This window comes from Pedococcus sp. P2_E5, assembly GCF_056403895.1.
Genome location: NZ_JBFUEP010000012.1, coordinates 65,546 through 80,672 on the forward strand (window position 1 = coordinate 65,546; position 15,127 = coordinate 80,672).

The following is a 15,127-nucleotide window of genomic DNA, read 5'->3' on the forward strand; positions in this document are numbered from 1 at the left end:
CGATCCGACTGCGGACGGGCCACTGGTCGGTGTGCCTGTCCTGCTTTAGGACACCGGACTTGCGCAGGGGTGCCGGCGCTATCCTCGGCGCGCTATCGGTCCGCTCGAAATGTCTTTTGCAGCAAGGTCACTGTCCTGAGGCGGCCCCGATGGACCGCTGCAGGATGGCCCCATGCCGAGGCAAACGTGGCATCGCACCGCAGGAGGAAAAGTGCCCGAGATGTCCGCGAGCCAGACCGCGAGCCAAGAGGGCGCCCGTGAACTGTCGCCCACCTCCGAGTTCGCCGCGCAGGCCAACGGTCAGGCGGACCTCTACGACGCTGCGGGCGCGGACTTCGAGGGCTTCTGGGCCGAGCAGGCGAGGCAGCGGCTCACCTGGGCCAAGGACTTCGACCAGACCCTCGACTGGAGCGGCGCGCCGTTCGCCAAGTGGTACGTCGGCGGCGAGCTCAACGCGGCATACAACTGCGTCGACCGGCACGTCGAGGCCGGCAACGGCGACCGCGTCGCCATCCACTTCGAGGGCGAGGGCGGCGACAGCCGCACCATCACGTATGCCGACCTGCAGCGGGACGTGGCGAAGGCCGCCAACGCGCTGGAGTCACTCGGCGTCGCCAAGGGCGACCGGGTGGCCATCTACCTGCCGATGATCCCCGAGGCCGTGGCAGCGATGCTCGCGTGCGCCCGGATCGGCGCCCCGCACTCGGTGGTCTTCGGAGGCTTCTCGGCGGACGCCCTGCGCACCCGGATCGCCGACGCGGAGGCCAAGCTCGTCATCACCGCCGACGGGCAGTTCCGCCGCGGCAAGACCGCTCCGCTCAAGCCGGCCGTCGACGCGGCTGTTGACGGCGAGACGACCGTCGAGAAGGTCCTCGTCGTGCAGCGCACGAAGGACCCGGTGGCCTGGAACGACGACCGTGATGTCTGGTGGCACGACGTCGTCGACTCGGCCAGCGACCAGCACGAGGCCGTGCCCCACGACAGCGAGCACCCCCTCTTCATCCTCTACACGTCGGGCACCACGGGTAAGCCCAAGGGGATCTTCCACACGACCGCCGGCTACCTGACCCAGGCGGCCTACACGAACTCGGTCGTCCACGACGTGCACCCCGAGTCCGACGTCTACTGGTGCACCGCCGACATCGGCTGGGTGACCGGCCACTCCTACATCGTCTATGGACCGCTCGCCAACGGCGCCACCCAGGTGATCTACGAGGGCACCCCCGACACCCCGCACCAGGGCCGCTGGTGGGAGGTCATCGAGAAGTACAAGGTCTCGATCCTCTACACCGCGCCCACCGCGATCCGGACGTTCATGAAGTGGGGCGACGACATCCCGGCGAAGTTCGACCTGTCGTCCCTGCGGGTGCTCGGCTCGGTCGGTGAGCCGATCAACCCCGAGGCCTGGCTCTGGTACCGCAAGAACATCGGCGGCGGGCACTGCCCGATCGTCGACACCTGGTGGCAGACCGAGACCGGCGGCATCATGATCAGCCCGCTGCCGGGCGTCACCGACCTCGAGCCCGGCTCCGCGCAGCGCCCCATCCCCGGCATCAGCGCCGAGATCCTCGACGACGAGGGCAACCCCCTGCACGACCCGGAGGCAGTCGGCTACCTCGTCCTCACCAAGCCGTGGCCGGGCATGCTCCGTGGCATCTGGGGCGACGAGGAGCGCTACAAGGAGACCTACTGGTCGCGGTTCGGACCCAAGTACTACTTCGCCGGTGACGGGGCGAAGTTCGACGCGAAGGGCAACATCTGGCTGCTCGGCCGCGTCGACGACGTCATGAACGTGTCGGGCCACCGGCTGTCCACCGCCGAGATCGAGTCCGCCCTGGTCTCGCACCCGTCGGTGGCCGAGGCGGCCGTCGTGGGCGCGACCGACGAGACGACCGGCCAGGCCGTGGTGGCGTTCGTCATCCTGCGCGGCGGTCACGAGGACCACGGCGACGAGACGGTGCAGGAGCTGCGCAACCACGTGGCCAAGGAGATCGGCCCGATCGCCAAGCCGCGCTCGATCATGGTGGTGTCCGAACTGCCCAAGACGCGCTCCGGCAAGATCATGCGCCGCCTCCTGCGCGACGTGGCCGAGAACCGAGAGGTCGGCGACGTCACGACGCTGGCCGACTCCTCGGTCATGGGACTGATCAAGGAAGGCATGAGCTCCGGCAAGGAGGACTGACCCGCGCCAGTCCAGCGCTATCCCAGAACCGCGCGTTGCAGACGCTACTGGAGGGTGTCGAAGAGTCTTGTGACCGTGCAGCCGGGGTCAAGTCGATGAGCCTGAAGCGGGGGTCGCATGGCTGGACCACATCCGGCCCTCTTGCTCTTGAACGGGCAGGCCTGCCGCGTGAAGGATGGCGTCGAGCAGCGCCTGCGTGTGCGCCGCCTCCCGACCAGATGTTAGGGGCGCAGCCCGATCACGAACCCGATCGAGGAAGTGGTGGACTGCGGCAGAGAACCCAAGAGTGTTCGTCGCGGTTGTCCAACCATATGCCTCCGAGCTCATTGAGCGGACGGTGGTCGTGCCTGCCGCGGTCAGTGCCACGGTATCCGGCGCCATCACCTCCGCCGAACTCCCGGTGCCGTACGCATCGAGTTTCTCGGACCAAGCGCCCGCGTTTCGCGCCGCCATCAACACCCCCGTCCCTCCCCCGCTGAATCTCACGAGGGCGGCAACACCGTCCTCTTGCCATGGATCGTCGCCTGCGGCATGGGCGACAACGTCGACCGGCTCACCCGGACAGAACCAGCGCAGCAGATCCACCATGTGTATGGCGTTCTCGAACGTCCCCCGGTATTCCGTTCCACGACGGTTCTTCTGCGCGACGCAGAAGACTGCGCCGGTCGTGCCGAAAAGTTCCCGAGCCGCCGCGTAAGTCGGGGCGAACCGTCGGTTAAAACCAACCATGAGCACCCGATCGCGCTCATCGGCGAGATCTGCGAGCTGATGCGCATCCTTGGTCTCGGCCGCGAGAGGCTTCTCGCAGAACACATCAACGCCCGCTTGCAAGGCCCGGCTCACACCGTGAACATGCTCGGACCTCGGGCTCAGGACGAAGAGAGCGTCCAAGTCGCGCTCGAGCGCTCGCTCGACCGTCGGCACAGCCGTGGCGAACCCCCACCGGCGCACCAACTCCGACGGGTCCGCACGGCGTGACACCAACACATCGAGCACCACATCGTCTCTCGCCACCAGGGTCGGCAGCTGCGCGATGTGCGCGATATTGCCCGCACCCACCACTCCGACACGTAAAGGTGCCGCGGTATTCATCGATGCGCCCCGGTAGCCTTGAAGCGCACGTCCTGATCATCTAGTGAGCGCACCGATCCAGCGCTCATCGTGAAGCCCTGTGCGTGCGACAATTGCGGGGCGTGGGCCGCGAGGGGTGCTCGTCCTTTGGCAGCGGACTCCATGCCTGCTCGCCGTATGTCGAGGGCTGCTCGTGGGCACGCCTCATCGGCGTTGTTCATTCCCCTCATGAAGGGGGCAACGCTCACCCCCGGGACATTAAAACCGCAGCCGAAACCGGTCTTGCCGGCGGAGCTGCGGTGCTGTCTATAGGCCGGCCCGCTGCCGACGTCCCTTTGAGGGATCACCTTGCCCACGCCTACTCCTGCTATAGCGAAGAGCGCCAGCCCCTCCGGGACGGCTCGTTGGGAGGTGGCTAGGGCGTGGCCCGCAATTCGCATACTGGTCCCTTCTAATCGGGCGCACTATTCGGCGCGCCCGAGCCGGCTGCCATGAGACGCAACCGAATCCATTAACCAAGTAGTAGACCCTCGTGGACTTGCCCGTACCTGCAGCGTTGCCAGACGCGACCGGCGTGGCGCCACCATTTCCTTCACTGAGCTGTCTACTGCGCCGCAATACGGCGTTACAAGTCCGAAGCCACTCTCGCCCGTACATGACCAAGGGGGCCGGGCTAGGTCCGAGATGGACTATTCGGGCCAATCCGGGTCTTGTGCCGACAGTCGACGCACTGCACGGGCACGTGCAGACCGAGGGATGAAACGCTGTTGCAATACCTTGCCCTAAGGTCCATGATTTGTCAATATGACCCTCCCGTGTGACCGTCCCTCCGGACGTTGGCGAGATGACGATGCGTAAGCTGCGTACTCTGAACGCCATCGACAGCACCGGAACTGTCCTCATTGTCCGCTTGCCCTCTGCGGAGGCTTCATACGAAGTCGCGTGCGAGGCGATCGCGGGCGGTATACGAGCGGTTGAAGTGACGCTCACAACGCCGGGCGCCCTCACAGCAATTCGACGTCTCAGCGCCGAGTATCCGGATGCCGAAATTGGGGCGGGGAGCGTGCTGGACGCGAATTCCGCGTTTGCAAGCGTCGAGGCGGGCGCGCGCTTCCTGGTTAGCCCCCACGTTGATGTTGGAATTCTGCAAACGGCCGCCAGGTACCAGGTCGTCAGCATCTGTGGAGCTGCCACGCCAACTGAGATAGTTGCCGCCGCCACGGCGGGCGCAGACCTCGTCAAGCTCTTTCCATCCAATGTTCTCGATCGCGACTACGCGCGAGCGGTTCTCGAACCGCTCGCCCACATTCCGCTCATTCCCACCGGAGGAGTATCGCCGGAGAATGTTGCCGACTGGTTTTCCGTGGGAGTCGCGGCCGTGGGCGTAGGGAGCTTCGTTACGAAAGCGCGAGGCGAGCCAAACCTACACCCGGTGCGCGCAGCCGCGCGCCAATTTCTTGAGGCGGTGGCTCGTGCCCGCGCCTGACCGCGTTTCGCGCATCGAGCGTCAGGGTAAGGCTTTCGTCGTGGTGGGGCCAGCCGGCTCGGGGAAGTCGTATGTGGCTCGTGAACTCGCCCGTCGAGTAGGTGGGGTTTACCTGGACAAGGACTCCATGGCGAGCCGACTCGTGAGCGCTGCATTAGTCCTAGCCGGGCTCCCGCAAGACGGCCGCGAAGACGAACCCGCCTACGTCGGGCGACTTATGCCCGCCGAGTATGCAGGGCTGTTTGCTTCAGCGGCAGATAACTTGCGGATCGGTCAGTCAGTAGTTCTCGATGCGCCGTTCGCCGCCTATTTGAGCGATCGCGACTTCCTTATCGCCTCTTGCACAGCAGCGGATTGGCCCCCGGACACCCGAATAGTTGTGGTCAAGGTTCAGGCAGGCGAGGAAACCGTCCGCGCGCGCCTTACTGACCGTGCACTTCCACGCGACCGCGCCAAACTTGCCGATTGGAACCGCTTTTGGGGACAACTAGGCGCACAAGACTGCCACTGGGAGGGCGCGTTGCACATCGTTATCCACAACGACGTCGAGCCCAACCTAGAAGAGGCTCTAGGCCTTGCAGAGACAGTCGAGGCGAGTGCTTCGCGGCCCGCCCTCGGTTCCCACTGACTCCGGGGATGGATGATCCTTGCACGCGGGGCGGACGTGCTCGTTGTAACGGGTGTGGGGCCCCGCTGGCAAAGTCCTGCGCGCCACCGGAGCCTGGAAGAAACTCAGCGCATATTTGCGGCTTGTTCCTTACATTACGAGACGAGATATGTGCATCGCGGCTATCTGGTCGCGAAGGTATGGGAGATGCGGACCTCCGGAGCCGCCGCGCGGATGGTCCACCCGCGCGCCTGTTGCCGCCCTCGGGCGGGGGCACTCGGCGGGATCAGCCGGACCCGCCGGGGGGTCCTCAACGGCCGAAGTTCCCCACAGCTTGACCGGCGACACGGGCAGCCGCAATACCGGATTCGATGGCGCCATCGATGTACCCGCACCATCCATTTGCTAGCTCCGATGAGGCAAATACGAGCCGTCCGTTCGGCTGCTGTAGCAGGGTGACGATCGTGCCGAGCTGGCCCGGTCGCAGATACGGTGATCCGCCCTGAGCGAACTCGTCATGTCCCCAGTCATGCGAAATCACATCGACGAGTTCTGAACCTGGCAGCGCAGCGGCGAGCGCTTCCTCAATGACACCCCGCTCCGAGGCATCGAAATCGGGATGCGGGCTGAACGCAACGACAAGCTGACCATCCGGCAACCTCATCTCAGAGCGGATGCGAGTGATTCGGCTTCCAGTCGGCCACGTCGCAGTGACGCGATCAGCATTGCCGCGCACGTGCAGCCAGACCTTCGAGGAGTGCGGAATTGCCATGCCCTGCGCTGCGGCGTCTCGGTGCGCCTGCGGCAGCGCCGGATAGAAGTTGATGGATGTCCAAAGATTCACCGGGACAGCGATTACCGCTACCTTCCCGGATAGGACTTCACCAGAGCGAGTAGTCACGGTGACACCGTCCTCAGCGTGCGCCACGTCAGCGACCGGACTCAACAGCTGGATGTCAACGTCCTGATCCGCAGCCATTGCGTCGATCAGCGACGACGTACCATCGGCGAACCTGTGGCGCGTGAAGGCTTCCGCCCAGAGGTCGTACTTCCAGCCCGCCAGGGCAAACCACCGCAGGAGCAACGTGAACGACGCGTCCTCAAGCCTGCCCGCCATATGCAACAGGTTGCGTGTGAGCCACTCGTTATCCTCTTGGCCAAGGTTGAGCTGATCCAGACGGTCACGAAGCGACAACTGGTCCAGAGTCCGGACCTTGTCTTCGTGGTGCAACGGCTCGTAAGGGCGATCAAATACGTCATCAAAGCCGTCCAGGAGGGCCTCGTACAATCGACGCTCCCGATCCTTCGTCTCGGCCTTGTCGAGCTTCTCGACCGCGGAGTCTGAGGCCTTGACGAACGCGTCGAGTGGCTCTGCTTCCTTGGTTCGCAGCGAGTAGCGAGTGATCTCCGCCCAGACGTGCGGCTGAAACCAGTGGATAGACATCCCACCCATCTCAACACTTCGGCCCGCGAAACTCGTGGTGTATGTCTTACCGCCGAGTCGGTCTCTCGCCTCAAGCAGCACAGTTCGGTGCCCGCGACTCGCCAGTTCGCGAGCCGCCGTGACACCGGCGAACCCCCCGCCAACCACTACAGCGTCATACGCCTTCATTGCATTCCTTTCGTTCGACGACCTCGACCAGCATGGGAGGGGGCACGGATTCACCGCGGCAAAGACCAGTCCCACTTGCGCCACCTTCCATCGATCCAAGAGGCGAACGACTCGGACGCAGTGGGCGCAGGGGTGGGGGTAGTGAAGACAGTAACCACGTTACCAATGCGAGGCAATCTGAACAAACCTGTGTGTAGATTCGCCCGCTCCCTCAGCGGCCTCACACCTCGATGGCGGACTACGCGCATTGATCCCAAATCGCTGTCGGTCGGTGTTCCCGCGAATGAGGCGCGCGCCTTGGCCGAGCGTCAGCCGATCGCGACTCCCTCAGCCCCGCCCCTCTTCGGGCGGACACACTTTCGCGCTGATAAGGACTCCGCTTTGCCCATCCAGTGAAGGATGCTTCCCGTGCTTCCAAGGAGTGAGACGTCAGGCGACGGTCACCGCGTATTCCCAACTGTCGCCGCATTCCCCGCCGAACGCAGGAGTTCTGTTGAGCAGCATCATCGAGTGCGGCCGGCAGCAGGTCCTAGCGGGACGGGCCGGGTTTGGACGAGGCGCAGCTGGACGAGGTCATGAGGCTGCATGACGAGGACCTCGAGGGCCTTCTCGCCTTGGCCATGAGGTGCGGGTTAAGTGGTGCGGGGAGTCCGTGGAGGTTGAGGGCATCATCTCCCTCAAGACCGGCGGTTGCCCTGAGGACTGTCATTTCTGTTCGCGGTCCGGGCAGTTTAGCTCTCCGGTCCGGTCGGTGTGGCTGTGCCCTCCCGAGCTGGTGGCTGCGGCCAGCAGCTCGCAACCGGCGCCAGCGAGTTCTGCATCGTGGCGGCGGTCCGCGGCCCGGACGAGCGGCTGATGGCGCAGGTCCGCAATGGGATCGAGGCTGGCGGCCACCCTCGGCCTGCTGCTCCTAATCGCGCAAAACCGCGACGTTCCGCTCGCGTTGCGGGATGCGTTGGGTTGCCGTGTATGCGGGGCGGCACCTGAGCCGCGAACGTGCCCCGTGGACGTCGCCCTCCAGTCGGCCGGGACTGTGACGCCGCGATCCCCAGTGTCCGTTTGTACGCGCATCCCAGCGCGGCTACTGAGTCCGTCTCGGCAGCACTGGTGGCGCCGTCGGGGACTGCGGGAACTACGGAATCGGGACTCTCGACCTCATCGAACCTGCGTAGTTCCTACAGCTCAACCTGCTCCGGCACGAAGTCGTGCGGGTCAGGCATGTGTGCGCGCCACCCCCTTCTGACGTATCCGGACGGAAGGCCGTGAGGCAGGCCGCGCTGCTCCCGCTCCTCCTGAATCCGCTCCCAACGGCGCAGGGCTGCGTCACCTTCCAGGATGCGGAGCGCGTCACAGTCGGCCGTGGGGCGACCGCAGCTGCACTCCTCGCCCGGCAAATCGTGGTGCTCCACGTGGATGAGACAGAGCAGCCGAAATGCGTGCTCCCGGGAGGCGTACGCGCGCATCGCGGCGCGGTGGGCCTCCTCTGGCGCGTCGGCGTCTACCTCGTGCTCTACGGGTTGCGTGGGCCGCCTTTGAAGTTGCTGTCGCAACCTCTCGCTCTCTGCGTCGGCGCCTCGAAGCTTGGCCTCGTATTCGTCGGCGAGGGCTGTTATCCGCTGTCGTTCGTGCTCTTGCCACATCTGCTGGTGGATGGCGGCGGCCCTCTTGAGGTCATGAACGTTGTATCCCTGGTGTCCGATGCAGAGGTCGCAGACAGTCGGCTCCACCGGTAGACCATTGGGCCCCGGGGGCGTCAGGACGGCGTTGTTGACCTGACAACATCGGCAAACACCCATGAGGCCTATGGTATATAGCCGAGCTGGGGGCGTGGGTATGTGGATTCTTGGCGCGTCCTGATTGCAGCCGCCTCTTACCGTGTGAGACGGCCCCGGGACGCTTCGGACCCAGGCACGTTGAGAGCCTGCATCAGGCCATCCACCTGCTGCTCTCCTGTGCATGGCCCGCGTTTGGGGATCTCGCCGACGGCAACGACGCTAGCGCCAAGCTTTCGGTCTCAACGGACCTTTCCGCCCGGCGTGACTTGACCCTTTGAGGCATCCGAGGCTTAGAAACATCTGGCTGCCCACGCGAACCGGTGAAGCCGCCACAATCCGATGCTGCGCCAGTTCGGCGGTTTGCGAGACGCCAGCGTCGTTCCAAGAATCTCTCAGGTACCCATGACCGTTGTGGTGAGGCGAACTCTGGAAAGCAGGACCCGGTCCTGCACCCACGGTGCAAGCCGCTACCCGCGGCGAAGCTCTCAGGTCCCGATGACAGAGCGGGGAGGTCACCCACCGCCGCCGTGYCCCGGCGGCACCCATCAGGGAGCCTCCCGAATGACACACGCATTGGGCGCGTCACTCGCCACATTCGGATTCAGCGCCAACGACCAAGTTTCTGGGCTGTCCCGGCTCGGCTACGACTCCCTCGACGCACTGGTCTATGCTGCGGTGCAGTGGGAGTGCGCACCGCAGTCAACTTGGTTCTGCCGCCAGCCGCCTTGGAGGCGGAGGCCTCCGCGTGAGCTGCCCGGGCTCCGCCGCCCGCAACAATCCCGGCGAGTTGATGATCGGGCTGGGCTGCCACGGCGCCGCCACGCCGGGCGTAATCCGCCCCTGATTGCTCGACAGCCCGGCCTGGTACACCGCGTACGGGCCCTGCCCACCCAGGATCAGCGGCGGCCGTCTGAGGGCGCTGCGCAACTTTCAGACCATGGTGCCCGGCCCCTTCGCCGGCCTCGCCATCGCGGACGCGTCGCTGCTCGACCAAGACACGGCAGTCGCCGAAGGGAGGACCGGCATGCGCCGTGCGACCGGGGTCCCGATCGACTGTGTCGTCGTCGACGCGAACGCGCGGCCCCTGACCCTCGCGGGGCCACACACCCTCCGCGATTCCTTCCGCGTCGAGATTGTTCGTGGCCGCAGTCCTCCAGGGCTGGGGGAGGACGAGCTCTTAGGGACTATGCGGTTGCGCGGAGGCGGTCTACCCCGCCGGCACGTAGGCCGACAAGTACTCGCCGGCTGTCCAGCGCATCGACGGCAACCATGATGACCGCCATCTGTTGCTCGTGCCTACCGCCGGGTCTCCTCGCAACGTGAGACCGCCCAAACCTTCTTCTGAGCCGTAAGGAGACCCATGTCCAAGCCCACCGCTCTGCACGCGGTTCATAACGCCGCTGGGGCCAGTTTCACCGACTTCGCCGGCTGGCAGATGCCGCTGCGGTACAGCAGCGAGCTCGCCGAGCACCACGCGGTGCGCAGGACCGCCGGCCTGTTCGACCTGTCCCACATGGGGGAGCTCGAGGTCGTGGGGCCACAAGCCGCCGCTTTCCTGGACTACGCCATGGTCGGCGAGATCAGCGCCGTCGCCGTCAACAAGGCGAAGTACACGATGATCTGCCAGGAGGACGGCGGCATCCTCGACGACCTGATTGTCTACCGGCTGGAGGATCACCGGTACATGGTGGTGGCCAACGCCTCCAACGCCGAGGCCGTCCTCCAGGCGCTGCACAAGCGGTCCGCCGGGCTAGACGCCGCCGTCCAGGATGCCCGCGATGACTGGTCGCTCATCGCGATCCAGGGGCCGCTGGCCGCCGAGGTGCTCGAGGAGGTGAGCGACGCAAACCTGGCTGCCCTGAGGTACTACACCATCGCCGAGGTCACGGTGGCCGACCGTCCGGTGCGCCTGGCCCGCACCGGCTATACGGGGGAGGACGGCTTCGAGATCTTCTGCGCCGCCGACACCGCCCCTGACATCTGGGCCGCACTGGCTGCCGCTGGCGCCGAGCGCGGAGTGGTCCCGGCGGGACTGGCCTGCCGCGACTCTCTGCGCCTGGAGGCGGCAATGCCGTTGTACGGCAACGAGCTCAGTGCCCAGCTCACCCCCTACGAGGCCGGTCTCGGCCGAGTCGTGCGGCTTGAGAAGCCCGGTGACTTCGTCGGGCGCGCCGCGCTCGAGAGGCGCGCCCACGAGCGGGTGACGCGGGTGCGTGTCGGGCTGCTCCCGCAGGGGCGTCGCTCGCCCCGTGCGGGAGCCGCGGTGCTGCACCGGTCCACCGGAGCCCGAGTCGGTGCGGTGACCAGCGGTGCCCCATCTCCCACTCTGGGCTACCCGATCGCAATGGCTTACGTCGACACCGCCCTCTCCGAGCCTGGGCAGCGTCTGCATGTCGACGTCCGTGGCACGGCCGTCCCAGCTGTCGTCGTCCCGCTTCCGTTCTACAGCCGACAGCGCTGACATCCGACAGCGCGTCGTCGGACGCCTTGTAAACCCCCATCCCCGAAGGAGCACCAGATGTCTGTTCCCCCTGACCTGCAGTACACCAAGGACCACGAGTGGCTGCGCGTCGAGGGGGATGTCGCCACCATCGGCATCACCGCCTACGCCGCAGACGCCTTGGGCGACGTCGTCTACGTCGACCTTCCCGACGTCGGCACGGTCCTTGCCTGCGGGGAGTCCTGCGGCGAGATCGAGTCCACCAAGTCGGTCAGCGACCTTTACGCCCCGGTTGACGGCAAGGTGCTTGAGCTCAACGACGCGGTGGTCGACGAGCCCTCCCTGGTGAACACCGCCCCCTTCACCGACGGCTGGCTGCTGCGCGTCAAGGTGGCGAACGCGCCTGCCCTGCTTGACTCGACGGCATACACCGCCCTGACCGAGCAGGGCTGAGGAGCCGGCCATGACCATCGCCAACCTGCTGAACCAGAACCTCGCCCAGGTTGACCCTGAGGTCGCTGCCGCGCTCGACGCGGAGCTGCGCCGCCAGGAGGCCACTCTGGAGATGATCGCCTCGGAGAACTTCGCGCCCGTGGCCGTCATGCAGGCCCAGGGCTCGGTCGCCACCAACAAGTACGCCGAGGGGTACCCAGGACGTCGGTACTACGGCGGCTGCGAGAACGTCGACATCGTGGAGCAACTCGCCATCGACCGAGTGAAGGCGTTGTTCGGTGCCGAGTACGCCAACGTGCAGCCGCACTCCGGCGCCCAGGCCAACACGGCCGTCTTTTTTGCGCTGCTGCAGCATGGGGACACGATCCTCGGCCTCGACCTGGCGCACGGCGGCCATCTCACCCACGGCATGCGGCTCAACTACAGCGGCAAGACGTTCAACGTCGTGCCGTACCACGTGGGCGATGACGGCCGCGTCGACATGGGCGAGGTGGCGCGACTTGCACGCGTGCACCGCCCGAAGATGATCATCGCCGGCTGGTCGGCCTACCCGCGCCAACTCGACTTCGCGCAGTTCCGCCAGATCGCCGACGAAGTGGGCGCCATCCTGTTCGTGGACATGGCCCACTTCGCCGGGCTGGTTGCCGCGGGGCTGCACCCCAGCCCGGTCCCGCACGCCCATGTCACCACCTCGACCACGCACAAGACCTTGGGCGGACCACGGGGCGGAGTGGTTCTCACCAACGACGCGGCGATCGCCAAGAAGATCAACTCCTCAGTGTTCCCGGGCCTGCAGGGTGGCCCGCTCGAGCACGTCATCGCCGCCAAGGCGGTGTGCTTCCTGGTCGCTGGCAGCCAGGAGTTCAAGGACCGCCAGCGCCGCACCCTGGAGGGTGCCCGGATCCTCGCCGAACGGCTCACCCGCGAGGACGTCTGCGCCGCGGGGGTCAAGGTCCTCACCGGGGGCACCGACGTGCACCTCGTCCTTGTCGACCTCGTGGAGTCCGAGCTCGACGGCAAGCGGGCCGAGGATCGGCTGCACCAGATCGGGATCACCGTCAACCGCAACGCCGTCCCCTACGACCCACGCCCCCGATGGTCACCTCGGGGCTGGGCATCGGCACCCCGGCCCTGGCGACCCGGGGGTTCGGCCCACTGGAGTTTGCCGAGGTCGCCGACATAATCGCCGAAGCCCTCCAACCGGAGCTCGCCGAGGGCGCTGCCGCAAGGCTGCAGGACCGGGTCGCGGCCCTCGCGGGAAGGTGTCCGCTTTATCCGTCCGTGCCCGGGCTGTCTTCATAACCGGACCTGAGGGGGACGCCTGCCCCGTGACCAGCTACCACCAAGCGGACGCAGGTCGGGCGCAAGCCGCCGAGGATACCCAGAGACCATTGGCCGGTTAGCCGTGCGCCACCAGTCCAAGGACGAACCAAGTACCGCCATACAGAGTCGACTTGGGTTCCAAGGAGGCTCAGTTAGGTGGGTCCGGCCTTGTGAAACCTGGAATTTCAAGGTTGTGGCGCTGAGCCTGCTTGGCCCAGCGAGTCGCCTCGAGCTCGGGCGGCGGGGCGAGCCCGACCTGGCCGTGAAGGTTAGTGGTAGAGCAGTCGGCGTACTCGGCGACGACGAGCTCGACATCTGCGACGGACTCCCAGCCGGCCTCGAGGTACACCGCCGCGTTGCGGACGGACTCGGCCTGAACAGCGGGTTGGCGGCCTCGGCCATGGCGTTGTCGTAGCTCCCACGCGTACGGTGGCTTCAGCGGGCCGCTGTCCGGCAACCGTGTTACGATTTGCCGATGGCGCGCAACTCGTGGTCGTCCTCGGCTGACGGTGCTTAGCCTTACATAGGACCAGGGTTTAGAAGGGTTGGCATCTAGTGGCTACCGGGGTGAAGCAGGCACTGCGGATCATGGAATTGCTCGCCGATGCCCCTGAAGGGATGAGCGTTAGCGAGATCGCCGACTCGTTGGATACCAACAAGTCAATTCCTTTTCGCCTGCTAGCCGCCATGACGGAGGCCGGCTTCGTCGAGCACGACGGTGTCACCAATAGGTATCGGCTCACGTACCGCGTGGGAGCCATGGGACTGCGCCAGTTGGAGGCAGCGGGCTTTCAGAACTGGGCTCAACCACCGCTAGACCGCCTTGCCTCCAAGACAGGGGAGCTTGCCAGACTTGCCGCAGCCTCTAGCAACAGTTTGTTTTGGGTAGCGAAGGCCGAAGGTTCGAAAAGGCAGTTGCGAGTGGCGCCATTGGAGACTGAAATCTCCCTTCACGCCACCGCCTCGGGCAAGGCTTGGCTCTCGACCCTAGCCGACCAAGACGTTCAAAAGATCTTGTCGAATCGTCGGCTCGACGGTCACACGCCCATGACCCGGACGTCCATAGAGGACGTGCTTCAAGACTTGAAGGTGGTTCGATCCACCGGCTTCGCCGAGGTTACTGGCGAACGCGACGAGGGTGTGAGTGCGATCGCGGTTCCGGTGTTCGGAACGGCCGTCCACGGCGCGCGCGTGGACGCTCCTGCCCTAGGCACGGTGAGTTTGGCGGGCCCGAGCATCCGCCTGACGCGCGAGGCCATCGAAGAGAATATTCCGGCGTTGCACGAGGCAGCCGGCACTATTGCGGCGCATTGGCCAGCCTTTCGTTGGCAACAGGTGGCCGCACACAACGATCTAGGAAGGTCGGCTTCTTAATCGACGTCGATCAGGCATGTCATCGGTCTTCCCGGTGAACGACCGCGCCCAAGCGGCGCCTGTGCGCGCTGCGGGTGGGGCTATCCCGTTGCGCAGAAGTCGCGGGGCTCAGCGCCAGCGTTTTGGAGGGGCCCAGAACGCGGGTCCGACCGCTTGGGCAGTGTGCGGGGGAACCATGCGATCCTTCCCATGGTGTCAAGGGGTGCAAGGATGCCCGACCAGCCGCTGCTCCCCCGTAACGTGCGGCATGGATCCGCCGGGCTGAGCCCCCGCCCGCCGGTTGTGGTGCGAGGCCTGCTCGGGGAATCCGGCTTCCTTGTTGATTCGCTAAGCGCTGTCTCCAGCGTCATCGGCAACTGACCGGCCAGCGCAACGCCTCATTCGCGCCAGCGACGAGGTTGGAACACGGGAAGAGCGGCCGGCGTGGTCAGCTGACGGTTGTGTGCGACCTTGGCGACGAGGCCTTCCAGCGACGGGCGCCGTTCTGGCGCGCAGCGGGGCATGGTCGACGGCAGGGCTCCGGACGCGACCGACCCTTCCCCGCCGGCCGACAGAAGGGCTGCGATGCACCCATTTGAGGGCGGCCACGAGAAACTGCCCGGAGACGGCCACGAGGCTGCCCGGTGGCGGACATGAGAGTTGCCCGCTGGCGGTCATGAGATCTGCCCGACACGAGTTCGTCTGCCTCGTCGCGTCCCGCGGCTGAGGCCCCTCCTGGAGTGCGGTTGGCGGTGCTGAAGCGCCTGCCGACCCCAGGAGGGACACCGTGAAGTCTGCCGAGGAGATCATGAACATGTTGGAAGC

The 15,127-nt window shown here is 65.9% G+C and carries 10 protein-coding genes, 2 pseudogenes and 1 riboswitch; of the genes and pseudogenes, 9 read left to right on the plus strand and 3 right to left on the minus strand.

Annotated elements, in window-relative coordinates:
* Positions 1 to 220: 220 nt before the first annotated feature.
* The gene (acs, locus tag AC1DVZ_RS05875; RefSeq protein WP_477617254.1) at positions 221 to 2,182 is read left to right on the plus strand and encodes an acetate--CoA ligase; all 1,962 of its coding nucleotides are present in this window, start codon (positions 221 to 223) and stop codon (positions 2,180 to 2,182) included.
* An 87-nt stretch (positions 2,183 to 2,269) separates the two neighbouring features.
* On the opposite strand, the gene AC1DVZ_RS05880 is transcribed toward acs, so the two are convergent.
* Positions 2,270 to 3,274 carry a Gfo/Idh/MocA family protein gene (locus AC1DVZ_RS05880; RefSeq protein ID WP_477617243.1) on the minus strand — a complete coding sequence of 335 codons (1,005 nt, stop codon included), beginning with the start codon at positions 3,272 to 3,274 and terminating at the stop codon, positions 2,270 to 2,272.
* A gap of 823 nt (positions 3,275 to 4,097) precedes the next feature.
* Between AC1DVZ_RS05880 and AC1DVZ_RS05885 the strand changes: the two genes are divergently transcribed.
* Both AC1DVZ_RS05885 and AC1DVZ_RS05890 read left to right on the plus strand, forming a co-directional pair.
* A complete protein-coding gene (locus AC1DVZ_RS05885) occupies positions 4,098 to 4,739 on the plus strand; it encodes a bifunctional 4-hydroxy-2-oxoglutarate aldolase/2-dehydro-3-deoxy-phosphogluconate aldolase (RefSeq protein WP_477617244.1) in 642 nt (213 codons plus the stop codon).
* On the plus strand, positions 4,726 to 5,367 hold the full coding sequence (locus AC1DVZ_RS05890) for a P-loop nucleotide/nucleoside kinase family protein (RefSeq protein ID WP_477617245.1): 642 nt from the start codon (positions 4,726 to 4,728) through the stop codon (positions 5,365 to 5,367). The genes AC1DVZ_RS05885 and AC1DVZ_RS05890 overlap by 14 nt, the downstream gene beginning before the upstream one ends.
* 289 nt (positions 5,368 to 5,656) lie before the next feature.
* Here the strand turns inward: AC1DVZ_RS05890 and AC1DVZ_RS05895 are convergent, their stop codons facing one another.
* Entirely contained in the window at positions 5,657 to 6,958 is a 1,302-nt protein-coding gene (locus AC1DVZ_RS05895; RefSeq protein ID WP_477617246.1) for a flavin monoamine oxidase family protein, read from the minus strand.
* Positions 6,959 to 7,448: 490 nt separating this feature from the next.
* Here AC1DVZ_RS05895 and AC1DVZ_RS05900 point away from each other — a divergent pair.
* Positions 7,449 to 7,840: pseudogene (locus AC1DVZ_RS05900) on the plus strand (biotin synthase BioB); the annotation flags it as partial.
* 293 nt (positions 7,841 to 8,133) lie between these two features.
* Here the strand turns inward: AC1DVZ_RS05900 and AC1DVZ_RS05905 are convergent.
* A complete protein-coding gene (locus AC1DVZ_RS05905; protein ID WP_477617247.1) occupies positions 8,134 to 8,685 on the minus strand; it encodes a hypothetical protein in 552 nt (183 codons plus the stop codon).
* A gap of 467 nt (positions 8,686 to 9,152) precedes the next feature.
* A riboswitch (glycine riboswitch) is annotated at positions 9,153 to 9,245 on the plus strand.
* A gap of 332 nt (positions 9,246 to 9,577) precedes the next feature.
* Between AC1DVZ_RS05905 and AC1DVZ_RS05910 the strand changes: the two genes are divergently transcribed.
* The 5 genes and pseudogenes from AC1DVZ_RS05910 to AC1DVZ_RS05930 all read left to right on the plus strand — a co-directional run bounded on the left by AC1DVZ_RS05910 (position 9,578) and on the right by AC1DVZ_RS05930 (position 14,323).
* A complete protein-coding gene (locus AC1DVZ_RS05910; RefSeq protein ID WP_477617248.1) occupies positions 9,578 to 10,006 on the plus strand; it encodes a hypothetical protein in 429 nt (142 codons plus the stop codon).
* An 87-nt stretch (positions 10,007 to 10,093) separates the two neighbouring features.
* A complete protein-coding gene (gcvT, locus tag AC1DVZ_RS05915; protein ID WP_477617249.1) occupies positions 10,094 to 11,194 on the plus strand; it encodes a glycine cleavage system aminomethyltransferase GcvT in 1,101 nt (366 codons plus the stop codon).
* Between the two features lie 57 nt (positions 11,195 to 11,251).
* A complete protein-coding gene (gene gcvH / locus AC1DVZ_RS05920; protein ID WP_477617250.1) occupies positions 11,252 to 11,626 on the plus strand; it encodes a glycine cleavage system protein GcvH in 375 nt (124 codons plus the stop codon).
* A gap of 10 nt (positions 11,627 to 11,636) precedes the next feature.
* Positions 11,637 to 12,928, plus strand: a pseudogene (gene glyA / locus AC1DVZ_RS05925) (serine hydroxymethyltransferase).
* 588 nt (positions 12,929 to 13,516) lie between these two features.
* Complete coding sequence (locus AC1DVZ_RS05930; RefSeq protein ID WP_477617251.1) at positions 13,517 to 14,323, plus strand: IclR family transcriptional regulator; 807 nt, start codon at positions 13,517 to 13,519, stop codon at positions 14,321 to 14,323.
* Positions 14,324 to 15,127 lie beyond the last annotated feature (804 nt).